This window comes from Novosphingobium sp. fls2-241-R2A-195 (genome assembly GCF_030209485.1).
Taxonomy (GTDB): domain Bacteria; phylum Pseudomonadota; class Alphaproteobacteria; order Sphingomonadales; family Sphingomonadaceae; genus Novosphingobium; species Novosphingobium resinovorum.
The window spans coordinates 237,874-256,015 of record NZ_JARVRY010000006.1 but is presented as its reverse complement, the minus strand read 5'-3'; the positions used below and the strand labels follow the sequence as shown (position 1 = coordinate 256,015).

Below are 18,142 nucleotides of genomic sequence, written 5' to 3'. Positions count from 1 at the left end.
TTTCGTCCACTGGCGTTTATTGCTATCAGGTCATGCATCCGCCGGTCAGCGAGGTTTCGCCCACCGGCGTTTTTGGCGTGTTTCGCGCCGGATTTGAAGGAGTGAACGGCCTATGTTCGACAGTCTGTCAGATCGCCTTGGCGGCGTCTTCGACAAGCTGCGCGGCCGTGGTGCGCTCAAGGAGCAGGACGTTCTCGATGCCATGCGCGAAGTGCGCATCGCGCTGCTCGAGGCCGACGTCGCGCTCCCGGTGGTGCGCCGCTTCATCGATACCGTCACGGAAAAGGCCGTCGGCCAGAACGTCCTGCGCTCGGTCACGCCGGGCCAGCAGGTCGTCAAGATCGTCAACGACGCGCTGATCGAGACGCTGGGCGGCGAAGAGACCCCCGGCCTCGATCTGGAAGCCGTGCCGCCGATCGTCATCATGATGGTCGGCCTTCAGGGCTCGGGCAAGACCACCAGCACCGCCAAGATCGCCAAGCTTCTCAAGGAGAAGCAGGGCAAGAAGGTGATGATGGCCTCGCTCGACGTGAACCGTCCGGCGGCGCAGGAACAGCTCAAGGTGCTGGGCGAGCAGGTGAGCGTCGCCACGCTGCCGATCATCGCCGGCCAGCAGCCCACCGAGATCGCGACGCGCGCCATGCAAGCCGCGCGCCTGCAGGCCGTGGACGTGCTGCTGCTCGACACCGCGGGCCGTCTCCACGTCGACCAGCAACTGATGGACGAGATGAAGGCGGTCGCCGCCATCTCGACCCCGCGTGAAACGCTTCTGGTGGTCGACTCGCTGACGGGTCAGGACGCGGTCAACGTCGCGCAGTCGTTCGCGGGGCAGGTGGACCTCACCGGCGTTGTGCTGACCCGCATGGACGGCGATGCGCGCGGCGGTGCGGCGCTGTCGATGCGTGCCGTCACCGGCAAGCCGATCAAGTTCGCAGGCACCGGCGAGAAGATGGATGCGCTGGAGGTCTTCCACCCCAGCCGCGTCGCCAACCGCATCCTGGGCATGGGCGACATCGTCTCCATGGTCGAGAAGGCCGCCGAAGCGGTCAAGATCGAGGATGCCGAGGCGCTCGCCAAGCGCATGGAGCAGGGCAAGTTCGACATGAACGACCTGCGCATGCAGCTCAAGCAGATGCAGAACATGGGCGGCCTCGGCGCGCTGGCGGGCATGATGCCGGGCATGAAGAAGGCCAAGGCGGCGATGCAGCAGTCGGGCATGGACGACCGCGTCCTCCTGCGCATGGACGCGATCATCGGCTCGATGACGCCGAAGGAGCGCAGCAATCCCGCGCTGCTCAACGCCAAGCGCAAGATCCGCGTCGCCAACGGCTCGGGCACCCAGGTCCAGGACGTCAACAAGCTGCTGAAGATGCACCTGGAGATGTCCAAGGCCATGAAGCAGATCAAGAAGATGGGCGGCCTCAAGGGGCTGGCCGCGATGTTCGGCAAGGGCGGCCTCGATGCCGCGATGCCGGGCCTTGGCGGTGCCGGTCTCGGTCCCTCGGCCGGGGGCTTCCCCGGGCTTGGTGGCGGCGGGGCCGATCTCAGCAAATTCCTGAAACGATAATCTCAAATATTCCCAGAATTATAGAAAGGTAAGTCTCATGTCCGTTTCGATCCGTCTCTCGCGTGGTGGTGCCAAGAAGCGCCCGTACTACAAGATCGTCGTCGCCAACGCGACCGCGCCGCGCGACGGCAAGTACCTGGAGCAGGTCGGCACCTACAACCCGATCCTCGCCAAGGACGACGAGAACCGCGTGCGTCTGGTCGAGGACCGCGTGCGTTACTGGCTCGGCGTTGGCGCCCAGCCGACCGACCGCGTTGCCCGCCTGCTCGACAAGGCCGGTGTGAAGGAGCGCGCTGCTACCAACAACCCGAAGCAGGCAGAGCCCGGCAAGAAGGCCAAGGAGCGCGCTGAAGACCGCGCCACCAAGCTGCGCGAAGCTGAAGAAGCCGCTGCCGCTGCAGCCGCTGCTCCGGCCGAGGAAGCTGCTCCCGAGGCAGCTGCCGAGGAATCGACCGAGGCCTAAGCCTTGGTTGACGGCAAGAAGGATCGCCCCGTCACGCTTGCCGCCGTTTCCGGCGCGCATGGCGTGATGGGCGAGGTTCGCCTCAAGCTGTTCGGTGAAGGCGTGGCGGCGCTCAAGCGCTACCGCGCCTTCAACGATTCCAGCCTCACCGTGGTGAAGCTGAAGGACGACGGCAAGGGCGGCGCGATCGCCCGCTTCGACGAGGTGAAGGACCGCAACGCGGCGGAAAAGCTACGCGGCACCGTGCTCACCGTCCCGCGCTCGGCGATGCCGGCGCTGGCGGAGGGTGAGTACTACCACGCGGACTTCCTCGGCCTGCCTGCTGTGTCGGAAGAGGGCGAGGCGCTGGGTACGTGCGTGGCGGTCGAGAATTTCGGCGCCGGAGACGTGCTGGAGATCGAGCGCCCGATGGCCGAGGACGGCAAGCGCCGCCGCTTCATGGTGCCGATGACGCCTGCCGCCGTGCCCGAATGGAACGACGAGCGTATCGTCCTCAACGCGGCGTTCGCGGAAGAATAGCTCGCCAGCGGGCGCGCGCCGGGTCTTGGCGTGACACCTCTTTTCGTCGTCCCGGCATGGGCCGGGACGACCTCGCGCCCAATCTGGACCTCTCTGTCCTACACAGGGCGAGATCGGTATCATGCGCCGCATGACGCCAATGCCGCGCTTTTCCAACCTGTCACCTTGCGGTTCCGCCAAAGGTCACAGCCATGTCGATGAAAAGATAATCGTATCAAGCGCTAACTTGGAAAATCGGCGGTGTTTCACACAGGCTTTCGTGTCAATTGGGCAGGGCCGATGAGCGGGCCTGAACCCGTTGCCGGCGTCGTCGGCACCTTGATTGCCGCGCCGTGCCGGGCCAAGGGCGAACGATGACTTTCTCCGCCACCGTGCTCACCCTCTACCCAGAGATGTTCCCCGGCCCCCTCGGCGTGTCACTGGCGGGCAGGGCGATGTCGGACGGCAAGTGGTCTATCGATCCGGTCCACATCCGCGACTTCGCCACTGACAGGCATCGTACCGTCGATGACACGCCTGCGGGCGGCGGCGCGGGGATGGTGCTCAAGGTCGATATCCTCGCCGCTGCCATCGACCATGCCCGTGCGACCAATCCGGACGCACCCGTGATCGCCATGACGCCGCGTGGAAAGCCGATCTCGCAGCAGCGCGTGCGCCAGCTTGCGGGCGGCCCCGGCGTCATCCTGCTTTGCGGCCGTTTCGAGGGCTTCGACGAGCGGATTTTCGAAGGCCGCGAGGTGGAAGAAGTTTCGGTCGGCGACATCATCCTGTCCGGCGGGGAATGCGCCGCTTTGATGGTACTCGATGCTTGCATTCGGCTGCTTCCCGGCGTAATGGGCGCGCCTTCCAGCGGGACCGAGGAATCGTTCGAGGACGGTCTTCTCGAGTACCCGCACTATACCCGACCCCCTGAGTGGGAAGGGCGCACGATCCCTGAAGTGCTGCGATCGGGGGATCATGCGAAGATCGCCGCCTGGCGGAAACGACAGGCGGAGGACGATACACGGTCACGCAGGCCGGACCTCTGGGAGCGTCACAGGGACGCTCGGGTTCAGCCTGCCTCTGGCGCGCGGCGAAAAAACGAGGATTTGGGTTCATGAACCTGATTCAGCAGATCGAAGCCGAGGAAATCGCCAAGGCTGCGAAGGATATCCCTGAATTCCGTCCGGGCGACACCGTCCGCGTCGGCGTGAAGGTCGTCGAAGGCACCCGTACCCGCGTCCAGGCTTACGAGGGCGTGTGCATCGCGCGCTCGAACCGTGGCATGGGTTCGAACTTCACCGTGCGCAAGATGAGCTTCGGTGAAGGCGTGGAGCGCGTTTTCCCGCTCTACTCGCCGAACATCGATTCGATCACCGTGGTTCGCCGCGGCGTCGTGCGTCGCGCCAAGCTGTACTACCTGCGCGGTCGTACCGGTAAGCGCGCTCGTATTGCCGAGCGTCGTATCACCGACAACGCGTAAGCGAAAGTCAGCGGCCCGGTCTTACCGCCGAGTTGCACGAAGAGGCGGTTCGGATTCGGGCCGCCTTTTTTCGTGTCTCCGATCCATTGCTATCCATGATCAGCGGATCGCCAAGCATCAGTCCTGCAAGCGAGTCGCAATGCCGGGTTTCGTCCGATGCTGCATCGCACAACGCTTTGTCTCTGAGAAAACGGCGGAAAAACGCGATTAACTGCGAGTTTTGGCTCTATTTGGGCCTTGCCACCCGCAGGAAAAGCGGCTCAATTCCGTCCCTCTCGAGGCGAGTAGAATTTCTCAACCATCCGCTCCACTGAAAGGTAAGGGGGTTCCCATAATGAACAAGAACGATCTCATCAGCGCAGTCGCCGATTCCAGCGGACTGACCCGCAGCGACGCCACCAAGGCTGTCGAGTCCGTGTTCGACGCGGTCACCGGCGCGCTGAAGAAGGGCGACGAAGTGCGTCTCGTCGGCTTCGGCACCTTCTCGGTCGCCAAGCGCAAGGCATCGACCGGCCGTAACCCCCGCACCGGCGAGCCTATGGAAATCAAGGCTTCGGCCCAGCCGAAGTTCAAGGCCGGCAAGGGCCTCAAGGACGCCGTCAACTAAGACGGACGACGGCCTGCAACGCCTCGCAGGCCGACCAGAATAAACGCCGCGCCAGCCCGTCAGGGTCGGCGCGGCGTTTGTCGTTTGGGCCTGGGCTGCATGCTTCAGGCGGCACTCAACGGCACTCAAGGTGCCCCTAGCGAGACCAAGCGATACTCCAAGCTGCTGGAGCGCTCGCCTCAGCGCGTACGGCGTCATGACGCCGTACGCGCTGAGGTGGATTTATTCCGTCTCGCGGGTCGCTGCTGCGTAGAGCGCGATGGCAGCGGCGTTGCTGACGTTAAGACTCTCCATGGCCTCGCTGATCGGAAGCTTGGCGATCGCGTCGCAGTGCTGGGTGATGTTGTGGCGCATTCCGTCTCCCTCGGCGCCGAGCACGAGTGCGACCGGGCCGGTGGGAAGGGCCTCTCCGAGCGTCGATTCGGCCGATCCATCCAGGCCGATGCGCCAGTAGCCCGCTTCGGCGATTTCCTCGAGTGCGCGGGCGAGGTTCACCACGCGGATCCAGGGCAGCACTTCGAGCGCGCCCGATGCGGACTTTGCCAGTGTGCCCGATTCGGGCGGTGCGTGGCGGTCCTGCGTGACGATGCAGCAGGCGTCGAAGGCAGCGGCCGAGCGCATGATCGCGCCGACGTTGTGCGGATCGGTCACCTGATCGAGCACCACGACCGGGCGGGCGGGGTCGCCGTCGAGCACGTCGGCAAGGAACATGTCGTCGAGGGGCGCGCATTCCAGCACGAGACCCTGGTGCGGCGCGTCCTTGGCGACGAGGCGGGCGAGGTCGGCGGGCTGTGCCCATTCCACCGGGAAGTCGCTGGGCAGTTCGCCGTCGAGCGATTCGACGCCTTCGCGAGTCGCCCAAAGCTTGCGGTGGCTGCGGTCCGGATTCTTGAGCGCGGCCTCGACGGCGTGCCGGCCCCATAGGCGCACCATGCCCGTGGAGGCCCGGCCGCTGCCGCGGCCGTTCTTCATCCGGCCCGCACGGCCGCGCAGCGCCTTACCCCGGCGGGCTTCGCCTTCGTCTCCGCCCTGGGGGCCGACGTGTCCGCCACGCTTGGTCATCTGTAGTCCTTTCGAAAAATCTAAGCGTAAATGCAAAAATCTTGCCCCCTCTGACAGGGAGGGCATTGACAGGCAAGGCTCGCTTCGGCAAAGGCGCGGCTCCTCGGCAACGGGGCACCTTCGGGGGCCTCGACCAACGCCGGATTTCCTAGGTTTTCCTTGGATTTCCAGCCGCCAGCAACTGGTGTGGACAGGTGGCCGAGTGGTTAAAGGCAGCAGACTGTAAATCTGCCCGTGCAAGCGTACGCTGGTTCGAATCCAGCCCTGTCCACCACCAGCTGACCCGGCGAATGAACGCCGGTCCCGTTCGGGGTTTTCACATAGAAAAATAGATGTCTCTCGGTGCGAGGCGCCGCTCCCGTCCGGCTGCGGTCTACGAAAGATCGTGGTGGGCGGCGAGCGGCGCTCTACCGGCGCTTTCCCGTGGACAGGGAACAACGGGCGCGTGGTGGCATTGCGGTACACGTGCACACTGGCTAGACGAGAACGATGCCCGGAAACATTCTAGATAATCAAGGTCGCGGCGAAGCGTCGTGGCAATGGCCCGCCATTCACAAGGAAGGTCGCAAGTTCGGTGCCATCGCAGGCGTCGTCGCAGCGATTGTCTGGATACTATGGGGGCCGTGGTTCGGCTGGCCGCTGGCGGTCCTGACGATCTGCGTGCTCGCGTTCTTCCGTGATCCGATCCGCGTCACGCCGCAGGACGAGCGCGCGATCGTCGCGCCCGCGGATGGTCTGGTCACCCTGATCGGCAAGGTCTCGCCGCCGCGCGAACTGACCATGGACGACGGTAGCGGTAATGCACCGATGCCGACCGACCTGGTTACCCGCATTTCGATCTTCATGTCGGTGTTCGACGTCCACATCAATCGCTCGCCGATCAGCGGAACGATCAAGCGGGTGATCTACATTCCCGGCAAGTTCGTGAATGCAGACCTCGACAAGGCGAGCGAAGAGAACGAGCGCCAGCACATCCTCGTCGAACGCGGCGATGGCCTGCGCATCTGCTTCACGCAGATCGCCGGGCTGGTCGCGCGCCGCATCGTACCGTTCGTGAAGCCGGGCGACATCATCGCTTCCGGCCAGCGCATCGGCCTGATCCGCTTCGGCAGCCGGGTTGATGTCTACCTGCCGGTGGGTGTCGAGCCCAAGGTCCTGATGGGCCAGAAGATCATCGCGGGTGAAACCGTGCTCGCCGAACTCGGCAGTGCGCCGCTGATCGAGGGCATCGCCCAGTGATCGACGATCAGCCGGGAAGCGATTTGGATGATATTCCCGGCGACGCGCCGCGTCGGCGGCTCGCCCCTGGTCTTTCGATGCGTGCAGTTGTGCCCAATGCGATCACGGCGGCGGCGCTTTGTTCCGGCCTTACCGGCATCCGGTTCGCCATCGCGGGGGATTACGAGAAGGCGGTGCAGGCGGTGATCCTCGCGGGTCTGCTCGATGGTATCGACGGGCGCGCAGCGCGTCTGCTCAAGGCGCAGACGCGCTTCGGTGCCGAACTCGACAGTCTTGCCGATTCGATTTCCTTTGGCGTCGCGCCCGCGCTGATCGTCTACTTGTGGACGCTGCATCAGCTTCCCAGCATGGGCTGGATCGCTTCGCTGGCCTTTGCGATCTGCTGCGTATTGCGGCTGGCGCGTTTCAATGCCCGGCTCGACATGCTCGACCAGCCGCACAAGGCCGCCGGCTTCCTGACCGGTGTTCCCGCGCCGCTTGGCGCCGGCCTTACATTCCTGCCGCTTTACCTGTGGGTGGCGAGCGGGCGGCTGCCCGAATTCGCCAACCCCATCCTTGTAAGCGGGTGGATGGTTCTGGTGGCCTTCTTGATGATCTCAAGCATCCCGACGCTCGCCTGGTCCCGCATGCGTCCACCGCCGCATCTGCGGCTTGGCGTGCTCGCGGTGGTGGGGCTGACGGTGGCGGCTCTGTTGATCGAGCCCTGGTTTACGCTTGCGGCCGTGACGATTGTTTACCTGCTGTTGATTCCGATCGGCCTTGTCACTTACGGCAAGGTCAGGCGGCAAGATCAATCGACGACGTACCCGGCCACTCCAGCCGCGCCGGCGTACGACGGGCAGGACCCTTTCTAAGCGAAGCAAGCGCAGGCAGTTGCACGCGCTCGATTACCTTCCATGTCACCACCAGCGTACCGGGGCAGGCCGCGAGTTGTTCCCGAAAGGTGAGGGCGTTCGGGCCGTAGCGGCGGATCGTCATCAGGATCGAGAATGCCGAAGCCATCGCGGCGAGGGCAAAGAGACAGGCGGCGAATACAGTCATGACCGTTCCTTTCGAACCTTCGCCCGAGCCCGGCGCCTGAACTCTGCAGGGGGCTGTGGACAGCTTGTGGAAAACCCGAATCTGTTCTAATAATGTTCCTATAGGGGTTAGTTCTCTTTTTGTTCCATTCGAGTCAAGTGCTTTTTGAAGCCCTCAGCGTGACGTGTTTCAGGCGACGTGCGTGCGGTGCGGATATTGATGCAGGCGATGGGTGACCGGCTTGGGGCGCTGCGTGCGACGGTGGCGCCGGGATGTCCGGGTCTGGACCTCCGTTCGGGTCGGCAGAGTCCTTACGTGGATGACCGGCGGCGAAGCGTTATCCGATAGCGTCGCGTGCAACGCGCGGATGGCCGGCAGCGCGGCCGTCAGGCTTTTCCAGATCGTGAGCGCAGCCGCTGCGGCGGCGAGCGCGAACAGGATGGATGCAAGGGTAGTCATGTGCGAGCGGCCTTCTTATTTCGGCTTCGCCCCACCCCACCCTGTCGACGCCCCCCTTTTGGCGCGAAACCTGAGCAATTTCCGATGTTTGCTGCGTTAGACAATTTATCACCAGCTTTGCCTTGAGAAAACCGTCAACTGCGGCGAGTTCCTGGGTAAGCCCTTGAATAGGGCCGGAATCGGCCTTTTTGACGGTGAGCTGACAAATCTTTGCGGCGAATTGGGGCTGGATTTTGATGGCCAAGGCGTCTAAGGGCCCCGCGTTCGCCAAGAGATTGTCCGGATTGTCCGGTTCGACTCGAGGTGAGCAATCCACATGGAAGGCGCACATACCGGTGCTGTTGCGGCCAGAGTCGAAAGACTTCCGCGCGGTTCCTGCCTTCCAGAGGTTCAACCGGAAAGGAATTCTATTATGGCGGCACCTGTCGTCACCATGTCGCAGCTCATCGAAGCCGGCGCGCACTTCGGCCACCAGACCCACCGCTGGAACCCGCGCATGAAGCCGTACATCTTCGGGGCGCGCAACGGCATCCACATCATCGACCTGTCGCAGACCGTGCCGCTCTTCGCGCGCGCTCTGGAATTCGTGCAGTCGACCGTCCAGGCCGGTGGCAAGGTCCTCTTCGTCGGCACCAAGCGCCAGGCGCAGGAGCCGATCGCCCAGGCAGCACGCGCTTGCGGCCAGCACTACGTCAACCACCGCTGGCTGGGCGGCATGCTCACCAACTGGAAGACCATCTCGGGTTCGATCAAGCGCTTCAAGGCTCTTGAAGAACAGCTGGCTGGCGACACCGCCGGTCTGACCAAGAAGGAAGTCCTTCAGCTGACCCGCGAGCGTGACAAGCTCGAGCTGTCGCTCGGCGGTATCCGCGACATGGGCGGCATCCCGGACGTGATGTTCGTGATCGACGCCAACAAGGAAGAGCTGGCGATCAAGGAAGCCAACGTCCTCGGCATCCCGGTCGTCGCCGTTCTCGACACCAACGTGAACCCCAACGGCATCTCGTTCCCGATCCCGGGCAACGACGACGCCAGCCGCGCGGTGCGCCTGTACTGCGAAGCGATCGCCCAGGCCGCGACCAAGGGCGGCCGCGCTGCCGTGGTCGACAGCGGTGCCGACATCGGTTCGTTCGACGAGCCGGTCGCAGAAGAGGCTGTTGTCGAGGCGTAATAGCCCGGCACGACGACACTTTCGTCACGGAATTGTCGCGCGCCGGGTCCATGTGGCCCGGCGCGCACCTGTTTCAAGGAGCCCGAATAAGGCTCCCCACTCAATCAAGAGGAATTGAGCGATGGCTTACACCGCCGCTGACGTGAAGACCCTGCGCGAGCGCTCGGGCGCCGGCATGATGGACTGCAAGAAGGCTCTCGACGAGACGAACGGCGACATCGAAGCCGCGATCGATGCGCTGCGCGCCAAGGGCCTCGCCGCCGTTGCCAAGAAGTCCAGCCGCACTGCCGCTGAAGGCCTGGTCGGCATTGCCGTGACCGGCACCAAGGGCGTCGCCGTCGAAGTCAACTCGGAGACGGACTTCGTCGCCAAGAACGACCAGTTCCAGGACTTCGTGCGCAAGACCACCGAAGCCGCGCTCGGCGTTGCCGGTGACGACGTCGAAGCCCTCAAGGCCTCGGCCTACCCGGGCGGCGGCACCGTGACCGACGCGCTGACCAACAACGTCGCGACCATCGGTGAGAACCAGCAGGTTCGCCGCATGAAGACCGTCGAAGTCTCGGCCGGTCTCGTCGTTCCCTACATGCACAACGCCGCTGCGCCGAACCTCGGCAAGATCGGCGTGCTCGTTGCTCTGGAATCGGAAGCGCCTGCTGCCGTTCTCGAAGGTCTCGGCAAGCAGATCGCGATGCACATCGCCGCTGCCTTCCCGCTGGCCCTGAACGCCGAAGACCTCGACGCCGAGCTGATCGAGCGCGAGCGCAAGATCGCCCAGGAAAAGGCCGCCGAATCGGGCAAGCCCGAAGCCGTGCAGGCGAAGATGGTCGACGGCGCGATCGCCAAGTACGCCAAGGAAAACGCACTGCTCTCGCAGGTCTTCGTCATGGACAACAAGACCCCGATCCAGCAGGTCGTCGACCAGGCCGGCAAGGAAGCCGGCGCGAAGATCGTCCTCAAGGACTACGTGCGCTTCCAGCTGGGCGAAGGCATCGAGAAGGAAGTCACGGACTTCGCAGCCGAAGTGGCCGCAGCGGTCGCCGGCTGATCTCAAGCCTTCTTCGCTGAAGAAACGTGCGGGCCGCAGGAGCATATGCTTCTGCGGCCCGTCTCGTTTGCGGCTCCATAAAAAACATGCACGATTGACTTATTAAAGGGTCGGCGTAGCCTCCCGCATTGACCCGGCCAGATCCGGGCGCAACCGGAGAGGCCCCATGCGCGTAGAACTCGCTCCCCAGCCGCAGAATCCGATTCCGGACCTTTCGGTCCAGTATTCGCCCGAAATCGTCCGGGCTTCAGGCGCCTTTGCCATGGCGCCCTACCAGTATTCCAAACTGCCCCTGCGGCTGTTCGAGGCATGCCGCATCGCCACCGCCGTCATCAACGGCTGCACCGTCTGCATGAACTGGCGCGCGCAGAGGGACTTGCGGATTCTGGGCTATGACGGCGGCGTGATCGAGCAGGGCAACGCGCCTGACGAGGCTATGTATCAGGCCGTGCTCGGCGGTGACCTCGGCAGCCTGACCGAGAAGGAGCGTCTTGCCGTGCGGTACTCGCAGAAGATGGGAACCGACCCGCGCGGACTCGCCGAGGACGAAGCGTTCTGGGCGCAGCTAAAGAGTGTGATGACCGATGCCGAGATCGTCGATCTGACGCATTGCACTGCTGCCTGGATGGCGATGGGCAGGGTGGCGCATGTGCTGGGTGTGGATGGGGTTTGCTCGATCGGTGGGCCTTTGGCGGAAGCAGCCTAAGAGGGAGGAGGCAGGGGTTTACCACCCCTGCACCCCGTATATCGTCGAGGTCTGGTGTGCGGCTTCGTCATGCGATGACGCTGCGCTGTTAGACTTTTAAAGCCTGCGCCGCCGCGTTGGGCTGAGGCGGCTGAACGCGCGGCGACGACAGTTCCGGGGTCTGGGGCGATGGCCCCAGGACTTCCCTTTTATCTCAATAAGCTGCCGTAAATCGTTCCCTGGAATGCTTGTGCGCTTCCAGTTCATCGACCATCGCAATTGCATAGTCGGCGAAGCTGATCTTGCTCTCGCCTGCATCGTCGGTGACCAGTTCGTCACCGCCCGAGCGGTAGCTGCCCGTGCGCGGGCCTTCGAAGATCAGCGCGGCGGGGGAGAAGAACGTCCAGTCCACGTCGTCCACCTGCCTCAGGGCGTCGAGGAAGGTGATCCCGTCCATCGCGAAGGTCTTCCATTCCTCGGGAAGGTCCGGTGTGTCGATCAGGCGCTTGCCCGGGGCGACTTCGAGGCTGGCCGCGCCTCCGGTTACCAGCAGCCGGGGCACGCCGGCCTCGCGGATTGCCGAGAGCAGGATTTCGGCCGTCACGTCGAAGTGCAGGGCGCTGATGACGGCGTCGCTTCCGGCGATCAGGACGGCGAGAGATGCAGGGTCCGAGGCATCGCCCGTCGCCGCCGTGATCCGCTCGCCGGTCGCGATCTTTTCCGGGTTGCGTGCGATGGCTAGGACTTCGTGGCCGCGAACGGCGGCTTCCTTCGTGATTTCCGATCCGGCGCGGCCGCTGGCACCGAGGACTGCAATCTTCATTTCCATTCTCCACCAGGTATCCAATGGTGACCAGATGTGGTATCGGCGATGACCATGCAAGAAGGCACTTTCACCGCACCGGGTTACCTTGAGGGAACCGCATGCCTCGCGCCCAACGTCTATGCGGCGGATTGTCCGACACGGCAGTTGCTCGATCGTATCGCTGACAAGTGGAGCGTGCTGATCCTCACGACGCTCGGGGCCGGGGACATGCGCTTCAACGGGCTCAAGCGGCATATCGACGGCATTTCGCAGAAGATGCTCAGCCAGACCCTGCGCTCGCTGGAGCGCGACGGGCTGGTGCGCCGCGATGTGGTGCCGACGGTGCCGGTTTCGGTCAGTTATGCGGTAACGCCGCTGGGACGGGAACTGCTCGATGCGCTGCAGGCGATGATCGACTGGGCGGAGAGGCGGATGGGATCGGTGGCCTCGGCGCAAGTTGCTTACGATCGGCGTGAGGAAGAACTGTCCGTAATGGCGCGCTGAACCGGGTTCATCCACAGTCCAAGCCCCTTGGCAATTGGCGCTTGCCCTCCTAAAGCCGGGGCCGTTCCAGTATTTCCGGCCCCCACAGGAGACCCAGCGGCATGTCATCCCCCTACAAGCGCGTCCTGCTCAAACTTTCGGGCGAAGTGCTGATGGGGAGCCAGCAGTTCGGAATCGATCCCGATTTCGTCGCTGAACTTGCCAAGGAAGTGAAGGCGGCCAAGGAAACCGGGCTCGAGATCTGCCTCGTCATTGGCGGCGGCAATATCTTCCGCGGCATGGCGGGCGCCGCGCGCGGCATGGACCGGGCGCAGGCCGACTACATGGGCATGCTCGCGACCGTGATGAACGCGCTGGCGATGCAGAACGCGCTGGAGCAGATCGGCGTGGAAACGCGCGTGCAGAGCGCCGTGCAGATGGACCAAGTCTGCGAGCCGGTGATCCGCCGCCGGGCCGAGCGCCACCTTGAGAAGGGGCGTGTGGTGATCTTCGCCGCCGGTGTCGGCGCGCCGTACTTCACCACCGATTCCGGCGCCGCCCTGCGTGCCGCCGAGATGCGCTGCGATGCTCTTCTGAAGGGCACCAGCGTCGACGGCGTCTACGACAGCGATCCCAAGCGCAACCCCGACGCCAAGCGGTACGATTCCGTCGATTACGACACCGTCCTCGCCGACAACCTGCAGGTGATGGACGCCTCCGCCGTGGCCCTGTGCCGCGACAACAGCATTCCGATCGTCGTGTTCTCGATCCGCGAGCAGGGCAACCTGGCCACCGTCCTTGCGGGTGGCGGTACCAAGACGATCGTTCAGAAAGGAGCCTGAACCATGGCAAAGTACGACAAGGCGGACCTCGAGCGTCGCATGAAGGGCGCGATCGACGCGCTCAAGCACGACCTCTCGGGCCTGCGCACCGGCCGCGCGAACACCGCGCTGCTGGAGCCGATCACCGTGACCGTCTACGGCAGTTCGATGCCGATCACTTCGGTCGCGACGATCTCGGCGCCCGAGCCGCGCATGCTTTCGGTGCAGGTGTGGGACAAGACCAATATCGGTCCGGTCGAGAAGGCGATCCGTTCGGCGGGTCTGGGCCTGAACCCGATCAACGACGGCAACACCCTGCGCCTGCCGATACCCGACCTGACCGAAGAGCGCCGCAAGGAACTGGCCAAGCTCGCCAGCTCGTACGCAGAGAAGGCGCGCGTCGCCGTGCGCAACGTGCGCCGCGACGGTATCGAGAACCTGAAGGCCGACGAGAAGAAGAAGGAAATCTCGGAAGACGACCGCAAGCGCGGCGAAACCGAAGTCCAGAAGCTGACCGACGAAATGGTAAAGGGTCTCGACGAGGTCTTCGCGGCCAAGGAAAAGGAAATCCTCGGCAAGTGAGGCTTTCGCGCCGCGCCGAGAAGGGAGCCTGATGGCCAAAGAGGAACCGGTACGCGCCCGCCACGTCGCCATCATCATGGATGGCAACGGGCGCTGGGCGAAGAAGCGCCTGCTTCCCCGCGCGGTGGGTCACCAGCGCGGTGTGGAGGCGGTGCGCCGGGTCGTGCGCGGCGCGCGCGAGCTGGGGCTCGAGGCGCTGACGCTCTATGCCTTCTCGACCGAGAACTGGCGGCGGCCCGAGGATGAAGTCTCGGATCTGATGAGCCTGATGAAGCGCTTCATCCTCTCCGACCTCGACGAATTCGCGGCGGCGGGCGTCCGGCTCAAGATCATCGGCGACTATACCGCATTCAAGCCCGAACTGGTCGAACTGGTCGAAGGCGCGATGGCCAAGACCGCGCACAATACCGAGACGACGCTGGCGGTGGCGCTGAACTACGGCTCGCAGGACGAGATCGCCCGCGCGGCGACCAGGGCTGCGGCGAAGGGGCCGATCACGCCCGAGACGATCGCGGCTGAACTCGATACGGCGGACCTGCCGCCGCTCGACCTGCTGATCCGCACGTCCGGCGAGGTACGGCTGTCGAACTTCCTGCTGTGGCAGGCGGCTTACGCCGAAATGCTGTTCACCGACGTGCTCTGGCCGGATTTCACCGCCGATCACTTGCGCGATGCGCTCAGCGCCTTCACCACTCGCGAGCGTCGCTATGGCGGGCGCTGAGCCTCCGGCGAAAGGCACCTCCGATCTCAAGGTGCGGACGCTTTCGGCCATCGTCATGGTTGCGGTCGCCGGGACTGCCTTGTGGCTGGGCGGGCCGGTGTGGATCGCCTTCGTCTGCGCCGTCTCGGTCGGGGTGCTGTGGGAGTGGATCAGGCTTGCCCGTCGCATCACTCCGGGACCGGGTGCGCGGGCGGCGTGGAACTTCGTGGGGATGCTCTATGTCGGCATCGGCGCGGCCATGCTGTTGTTCCTGCATAACGACGCCTTCACCCTCGCGCCGATCCTGACCCTGCTGGGGACGGTGATCGCGGTGGACGTGGGCGCCTATTTCACCGGCCGCACATTGCGCGGGCCGAAGATCGCGCCGTCGATCAGTCCGTCCAAGACCTGGTCGGGCCTGATGGGCGCGGCGCTGGGCGCGACGCTCGCGCTCTTCACCGCCGCGCAGCTTTGGCAGGAAGGCGCGATCCGTCTTACGCCCGATGTCTTGGCAGCGAACGCGATGTCGTGCTTCGGTACGCAGCCCTGCTGGTATGCGACAGCGGGCGCGGTTCCGCTCTTTGCCACCTGCCTTGCGGCCGGACTGCTGGTGGCGGTCTGTGCGCAGGCGGGCGACTTTTTCGAAAGCTGGATGAAGCGCCGCGCGGGGTTCAAGGACTCTGGCAACCTCATTCCGGGGCACGGCGGTTTCTTCGACCGGGTTGACGGATTGCTGGCGGTGCTGTTCCTGCTGGCGATGGCTATCGTGGTGTTGGCATGACCGGTTCTTTGCGCTCCCTGACGGTGCTTGGCGCGACCGGCTCGATCGGCGCCTCGACGCTCGACCTGATCCGCCGCAATCGCGACGAGTGGCGCGTGGTGGCGCTGACTGCGCATTCCAATGCGGCCGAACTGGCGAAGCTGGCGCGGGAATTCGGAGCCGAGGTCGCCGTCGTCGCCGATGAGGTGCACTTGCCTGCTCTGCGGGAGGCGCTTGCGGGTTCCGGGATCGAAGTTGCAGGCGGCCCCGCCGCGCTGATCGAGGCGGCTGCGCGCGGCGCCGACGTCACCGTCGCGGCGATTGTCGGCTGTGCCGGCCTTGCGCCGACGATGGCGGCGATCGAGCAGGGCGGGATCATCGCCCTTGCCAACAAGGAAGCGCTGGTTTCCGCGGGCGAGGTGATGATGGCTGCCGTAGCGCGCCACGGCGCCACGCTGCTGCCTATCGATTCCGAGCACAACGCGATCTTCCAGTGCCTCACCGGCAACGACCATGCCCATGTGCGCTGGATCACCCTGACGGCCAGCGGCGGCCCGTTCCGGGACTGGTCGTGGGAGCGCCTCAGCGCCGCCACTCCGGCCGAGGCGGTCCGCCATCCCAACTGGGACATGGGCGCGAAGATCAGCGTCGATTCGGCGACGATGTTCAACAAGGGCCTCGAACTGATCGAGGCCTACCACCTGTTCCCCGTCGGCCTCGATAAGCTGCGGATCATCGTCCACCCGCAGTCGGTGGTCCATTCGATGGTCGAGTATCGTGACGGCTCGACCCTGGCGCAGCTCGGCCCCTCGGACATGCGCGTGCCGATCGCCTCGGCGCTGGCCTGGCCCGCGCGCATGGACACGCCCTGCGCCCCGCTCGATCTTGCCGAGATCGGCGAACTGACTTTCCGCAAGCCCGACGAAGTGCGCTTTCCCGCCACCCGCCTCGCGCGCGAGGCGGCGCAGGCGGGCGGGGCGATCCCCGCCGTGCTCAACGCCGCGAACGAAATCGCGGTTGCTGCGTTCCTTGGCGGTCAGATTTCGTTCACGCGTATCTCTGCACAAGTGGAAGACGTGCTAGGCTCGTATGCGCCGCCGCCGCCCGGCAGCCTCTCCGACGTCCTCGACGTGGATACGGAGGCCCGGGCGAGGGCGCGTGTACTCGTGACCAGCACCTGAAGAGAGGCATAGCTTGACCGGTTCACCAGGAATTCTGACGACGATCTTCGCCTTCCTCCTGGTGCTGGGGCCACTGGTCCTGATCCATGAGCTGGGGCACTATCTCGTCGGCCGCCTGTTCGGCGTGAAGGCGGACGCCTTTTCCATCGGCTTCGGCAAGGAACTCGCGGGCTGGACCGACAAGCGCGGCACCCGCTGGAAGCTCTCGGCGCTGCCTCTCGGCGGCTACGTCCAGTTCGCAGGCGACATGAACCCGACGAGCGCGCCGAAGCCCGACGACCTGGGCCTTTCCCCGCGTGAACGGGCGCAGACCTTCCATTCCAAGCCGCTGTGGCAGCGCGCGCTGATCGTCTTCGCCGGGCCGCTGACCAACCTGCTGCTGTGCGTCGCGATCTTCGCCGGGTTCTTCTCGATCTACGGCCGGGTCGTCAACGATGCGGAGATTAGCGGCTTTACCGCCAACTCGCCCGCGCAGGCTGCGGGTATGCGCGTCGGCGACCGCATCGTCGCGATCGACGGTGACAAGGTTGACGGAGCGACCGACGTGCCGGGCCGCGTCGCGTACTTCCCCGGCAAGACGCTGCCGATCGCGGTGGAGCGGGCAGGGCGCACGCTTGTCCTTCCGGTGAAACTGGCGACGCAGGAGTTCAGCGACCAGTTCGGTAACAAGGCGAAGATCGGCGATATCGGCGTGCGGATGATGCCGCCCGTCGTCGGCGGTTTCTACGGCGATTCGCCGGCCGAGGACGCCGGGCTCAAGGTGGGCGACCGCATCGTCGCGGTGAACGGCGCCGCAATCACCAGCTTCGAGGACATCCCAGAACTCATCCGCCCGCAGGCGGGGCGCAGCGTCGATCTCTCGGTGCGGCGCGGGGACGAAGTCCGCAGCTTCCCGGTCAAGGTGACTGAAGGCTCGATCCCTGACGCACAGGGCAAGCCGCAGAAGGTCGGTCAGATCGGCGTACGCGCAGGCCGCTTCGAGCAGGTCGGCCCGGTCGATGCCGTCGCCCTCGGATTCCAGCAGAGCTTCCGCGCCATGGGCAACATGGTGACCGGCATAACCCAGATCTTCACGGGCGACCGCTCCGTCCGCGAACTGGGTGGTCCGATCAAGATCGCGCAGTATTCCGGGCAGACTTTCACGCTGGGCTGGGAAGCCTTCGTGGAGTTCGCCGCGTTGATCTCGATTAACTTGGCATTCATCAACCTCCTGCCAATTCCTGGCCTCGACGGCGGACATCTGGCTTTCTACGCGGCTGAACTGGTCCGGCGCAGACCCCTGGGTGCACGCAGTCAGGAATGGGCGATAAAGACGGGTGTGGCGCTGGTTCTGGCGCTGATGGTCTTCGTCACGGTCAACGACCTGGCCTCTCTCCCTATTTTCGGGGGATAGCCTGGAGGGATTCACGAGCGATCACAATGTTGCCGGGTTTTGTCTGCTTGATTGGACCGGCTCCATCGGGCAGATGGCTGCGATTGCCTGCGGGTCTGGGTGCGCTCCCGCCGGTGGT

21 protein-coding genes and 1 tRNA gene are annotated in these 18,142 nt (G+C 64.7%); 19 read left to right on the top strand and 3 right to left on the bottom strand.

Annotation, left to right across the window (positions count from 1 at the left end):
• Positions 1 to 112 precede the first annotated feature (112 nt).
• From ffh to QRN25_RS06495, 6 genes are all read left to right on the top strand, one after another.
• Positions 113 to 1,567, top strand: a complete 1,455-nt coding sequence (gene ffh / locus QRN25_RS06520) for a signal recognition particle protein (RefSeq protein WP_036522535.1) — start codon at positions 113 to 115, stop codon at positions 1,565 to 1,567.
• Positions 1,568 to 1,604: 37 nt separating this feature from the next.
• Positions 1,605 to 2,030, top strand: coding sequence for a 30S ribosomal protein S16 (gene rpsP, locus QRN25_RS06515; RefSeq protein ID WP_285018071.1), 426 nt, complete (start codon positions 1,605 to 1,607; stop codon positions 2,028 to 2,030).
• Positions 2,031 to 2,033: 3 nt separating this feature from the next.
• The gene (rimM, locus tag QRN25_RS06510; protein WP_285018070.1) at positions 2,034 to 2,549 is read left to right on the top strand and encodes a ribosome maturation factor RimM; all 516 of its coding nucleotides are present in this window, start codon (positions 2,034 to 2,036) and stop codon (positions 2,547 to 2,549) included.
• 353 nt (positions 2,550 to 2,902) lie between these two features.
• The gene (gene trmD / locus QRN25_RS06505; protein WP_285018068.1) at positions 2,903 to 3,649 is read left to right on the top strand and encodes a tRNA (guanosine(37)-N1)-methyltransferase TrmD; all 747 of its coding nucleotides are present in this window, start codon (positions 2,903 to 2,905) and stop codon (positions 3,647 to 3,649) included.
• Positions 3,646 to 4,011, top strand: coding sequence for a 50S ribosomal protein L19 (gene rplS / locus QRN25_RS06500; protein WP_008829168.1), 366 nt, complete (start codon positions 3,646 to 3,648; stop codon positions 4,009 to 4,011). Before trmD ends, rplS begins: the two co-directional genes overlap by 4 nt.
• Before the next feature lie 334 nt (positions 4,012 to 4,345).
• Positions 4,346 to 4,618, top strand: a complete 273-nt coding sequence (locus QRN25_RS06495) for an HU family DNA-binding protein (RefSeq protein ID WP_008829169.1) — start codon at positions 4,346 to 4,348, stop codon at positions 4,616 to 4,618.
• Positions 4,619 to 4,840: 222 nt separating this feature from the next.
• Here QRN25_RS06495 and QRN25_RS06490 read toward each other — a convergent pair whose 3' ends face one another.
• Positions 4,841 to 5,680, bottom strand: a complete 840-nt coding sequence (locus QRN25_RS06490; RefSeq protein WP_271181725.1) for a TrmH family RNA methyltransferase — start codon at positions 5,678 to 5,680, stop codon at positions 4,841 to 4,843.
• A 188-nt stretch (positions 5,681 to 5,868) separates the two neighbouring features.
• Here QRN25_RS06490 and QRN25_RS06485 point away from each other — a divergent pair.
• From QRN25_RS06485 to QRN25_RS06475, 3 genes are all read left to right on the top strand, one after another.
• Positions 5,869 to 5,954: transfer RNA gene (locus QRN25_RS06485), tRNA-Tyr, on the top strand.
• A gap of 215 nt (positions 5,955 to 6,169) precedes the next feature.
• Positions 6,170 to 6,919 (top strand): phosphatidylserine decarboxylase, encoded by a 750-nt coding sequence (locus tag QRN25_RS06480; RefSeq protein ID WP_285018066.1) that lies wholly within the window; start codon positions 6,170 to 6,172, stop codon positions 6,917 to 6,919.
• Positions 6,920 to 6,996: 77 nt separating this feature from the next.
• Positions 6,997 to 7,773 (top strand): CDP-alcohol phosphatidyltransferase family protein, encoded by a 777-nt coding sequence (locus QRN25_RS06475; protein WP_285018313.1) that lies wholly within the window; start codon positions 6,997 to 6,999, stop codon positions 7,771 to 7,773.
• Between the two features lie 355 nt (positions 7,774 to 8,128).
• Here the strand turns inward: QRN25_RS06475 and QRN25_RS06470 are convergent, their stop codons facing one another.
• The gene (locus QRN25_RS06470) at positions 8,129 to 8,398 is read right to left on the bottom strand and encodes a hypothetical protein (RefSeq protein ID WP_285018065.1); all 270 of its coding nucleotides are present in this window, start codon (positions 8,396 to 8,398) and stop codon (positions 8,129 to 8,131) included.
• A 412-nt stretch (positions 8,399 to 8,810) separates the two neighbouring features.
• Here QRN25_RS06470 and rpsB point away from each other — a divergent pair, with 412 nt between their 5' ends.
• From rpsB to QRN25_RS06455, 3 genes are all read left to right on the top strand, one after another.
• Complete coding sequence (rpsB, locus tag QRN25_RS06465; RefSeq protein ID WP_285018064.1) at positions 8,811 to 9,569, top strand: 30S ribosomal protein S2; 759 nt, start codon at positions 8,811 to 8,813, stop codon at positions 9,567 to 9,569.
• 121 nt (positions 9,570 to 9,690) lie between these two features.
• Entirely contained in the window at positions 9,691 to 10,614 is a 924-nt protein-coding gene (gene tsf, locus QRN25_RS06460) for a translation elongation factor Ts (protein WP_036522544.1), read from the top strand.
• Between the two features lie 166 nt (positions 10,615 to 10,780).
• Positions 10,781 to 11,320 carry a carboxymuconolactone decarboxylase family protein gene (locus QRN25_RS06455; RefSeq protein ID WP_008831810.1) on the top strand — a complete coding sequence of 180 codons (540 nt, stop codon included), beginning with the start codon at positions 10,781 to 10,783 and terminating at the stop codon, positions 11,318 to 11,320.
• Between the two features lie 193 nt (positions 11,321 to 11,513).
• Here QRN25_RS06455 and QRN25_RS06450 read toward each other — a convergent pair whose 3' ends face one another.
• Positions 11,514 to 12,122: an NAD(P)-dependent oxidoreductase gene (locus tag QRN25_RS06450; protein ID WP_285018061.1), complete on the bottom strand. Its 609-nt coding sequence runs from the start codon at positions 12,120 to 12,122 to the stop codon at positions 11,514 to 11,516.
• 54 nt (positions 12,123 to 12,176) lie between these two features.
• Here QRN25_RS06450 and QRN25_RS06445 point away from each other — a divergent pair, with 54 nt between their 5' ends.
• The 7 genes from QRN25_RS06445 to rseP all read left to right on the top strand — a co-directional run bounded on the left by QRN25_RS06445 (position 12,177) and on the right by rseP (position 18,024).
• Positions 12,177 to 12,608, top strand: coding sequence for a winged helix-turn-helix transcriptional regulator (locus QRN25_RS06445; RefSeq protein WP_036523283.1), 432 nt, complete (start codon positions 12,177 to 12,179; stop codon positions 12,606 to 12,608).
• Between the two features lie 101 nt (positions 12,609 to 12,709).
• Positions 12,710 to 13,429 carry a UMP kinase gene (pyrH, locus tag QRN25_RS06440; protein WP_008831813.1) on the top strand — a complete coding sequence of 240 codons (720 nt, stop codon included), beginning with the start codon at positions 12,710 to 12,712 and terminating at the stop codon, positions 13,427 to 13,429.
• Positions 13,430 to 13,432: 3 nt separating this feature from the next.
• Complete coding sequence (gene frr, locus QRN25_RS06435) at positions 13,433 to 13,990, top strand: ribosome recycling factor (RefSeq protein WP_285018060.1); 558 nt, start codon at positions 13,433 to 13,435, stop codon at positions 13,988 to 13,990.
• A 31-nt stretch (positions 13,991 to 14,021) separates the two neighbouring features.
• The gene (gene uppS, locus QRN25_RS06430; protein ID WP_285018059.1) at positions 14,022 to 14,711 is read left to right on the top strand and encodes a polyprenyl diphosphate synthase; all 690 of its coding nucleotides are present in this window, start codon (positions 14,022 to 14,024) and stop codon (positions 14,709 to 14,711) included.
• Positions 14,698 to 15,471 carry a phosphatidate cytidylyltransferase gene (locus QRN25_RS06425; protein ID WP_285018058.1) on the top strand — a complete coding sequence of 258 codons (774 nt, stop codon included), beginning with the start codon at positions 14,698 to 14,700 and terminating at the stop codon, positions 15,469 to 15,471. The genes uppS and QRN25_RS06425 overlap by 14 nt, the downstream gene beginning before the upstream one ends.
• Positions 15,468 to 16,631 carry a 1-deoxy-D-xylulose-5-phosphate reductoisomerase gene (locus tag QRN25_RS06420; RefSeq protein ID WP_197524413.1) on the top strand — a complete coding sequence of 388 codons (1,164 nt, stop codon included), beginning with the start codon at positions 15,468 to 15,470 and terminating at the stop codon, positions 16,629 to 16,631. The genes QRN25_RS06425 and QRN25_RS06420 overlap by 4 nt, the downstream gene beginning before the upstream one ends.
• A 13-nt stretch (positions 16,632 to 16,644) precedes the next feature.
• A complete protein-coding gene (gene rseP / locus QRN25_RS06415) occupies positions 16,645 to 18,024 on the top strand; it encodes an RIP metalloprotease RseP (protein ID WP_285018057.1) in 1,380 nt (459 codons plus the stop codon).
• Positions 18,025 to 18,142 lie beyond the last annotated feature (118 nt).

Excerpts from the sequence above, each read along its gene's own strand:
- QRN25_RS06480 (WP_285018066.1), top strand. The coding sequence starts at position 6,170 with ATGCCCGGAAACATTCTAGATAATCAAGGTCGCGGCGAAGCGTCGTGG.
- pyrH (WP_008831813.1), top strand. The coding sequence starts at position 12,710 with ATGTCATCCCCCTACAAGCGCGTCCTGCTCAAACTTTCGGGCGAAGTG.
- QRN25_RS06495 (WP_008829169.1), top strand. The coding sequence starts at position 4,346 with ATGAACAAGAACGATCTCATCAGCGCAGTCGCCGATTCCAGCGGACTG.
- QRN25_RS06425 (WP_285018058.1), top strand. The coding sequence starts at position 14,698 with ATGGCGGGCGCTGAGCCTCCGGCGAAAGGCACCTCCGATCTCAAGGTG.
- QRN25_RS06470 (WP_285018065.1), bottom strand. The coding sequence starts at position 8,398 with ATGACTACCCTTGCATCCATCCTGTTCGCGCTCGCCGCCGCAGCGGCT.
- QRN25_RS06475 (WP_285018313.1), top strand. The coding sequence starts at position 6,997 with ATGCGTGCAGTTGTGCCCAATGCGATCACGGCGGCGGCGCTTTGTTCC.
- rpsP (WP_285018071.1), top strand. The coding sequence starts at position 1,605 with ATGTCCGTTTCGATCCGTCTCTCGCGTGGTGGTGCCAAGAAGCGCCCG.
- QRN25_RS06420 (WP_197524413.1), top strand. The coding sequence starts at position 15,468 with ATGACCGGTTCTTTGCGCTCCCTGACGGTGCTTGGCGCGACCGGCTCG.
- ffh (WP_036522535.1), top strand. The coding sequence starts at position 113 with ATGTTCGACAGTCTGTCAGATCGCCTTGGCGGCGTCTTCGACAAGCTG.
- QRN25_RS06445 (WP_036523283.1), top strand. The coding sequence starts at position 12,177 with ATGCAAGAAGGCACTTTCACCGCACCGGGTTACCTTGAGGGAACCGCA.
- QRN25_RS06455 (WP_008831810.1), top strand. The coding sequence starts at position 10,781 with ATGCGCGTAGAACTCGCTCCCCAGCCGCAGAATCCGATTCCGGACCTT.
- rpsB (WP_285018064.1), top strand. The coding sequence starts at position 8,811 with ATGGCGGCACCTGTCGTCACCATGTCGCAGCTCATCGAAGCCGGCGCG.
- rplS (WP_008829168.1), top strand. The coding sequence starts at position 3,646 with ATGAACCTGATTCAGCAGATCGAAGCCGAGGAAATCGCCAAGGCTGCG.
- QRN25_RS06450 (WP_285018061.1), bottom strand. The coding sequence starts at position 12,122 with ATGAAGATTGCAGTCCTCGGTGCCAGCGGCCGCGCCGGATCGGAAATC.
- QRN25_RS06490 (WP_271181725.1), bottom strand. The coding sequence starts at position 5,680 with ATGACCAAGCGTGGCGGACACGTCGGCCCCCAGGGCGGAGACGAAGGC.
- uppS (WP_285018059.1), top strand. The coding sequence starts at position 14,022 with ATGGCCAAAGAGGAACCGGTACGCGCCCGCCACGTCGCCATCATCATG.
- frr (WP_285018060.1), top strand. The coding sequence starts at position 13,433 with ATGGCAAAGTACGACAAGGCGGACCTCGAGCGTCGCATGAAGGGCGCG.
- tsf (WP_036522544.1), top strand. The coding sequence starts at position 9,691 with ATGGCTTACACCGCCGCTGACGTGAAGACCCTGCGCGAGCGCTCGGGC.
- trmD (WP_285018068.1), top strand. The coding sequence starts at position 2,903 with ATGACTTTCTCCGCCACCGTGCTCACCCTCTACCCAGAGATGTTCCCC.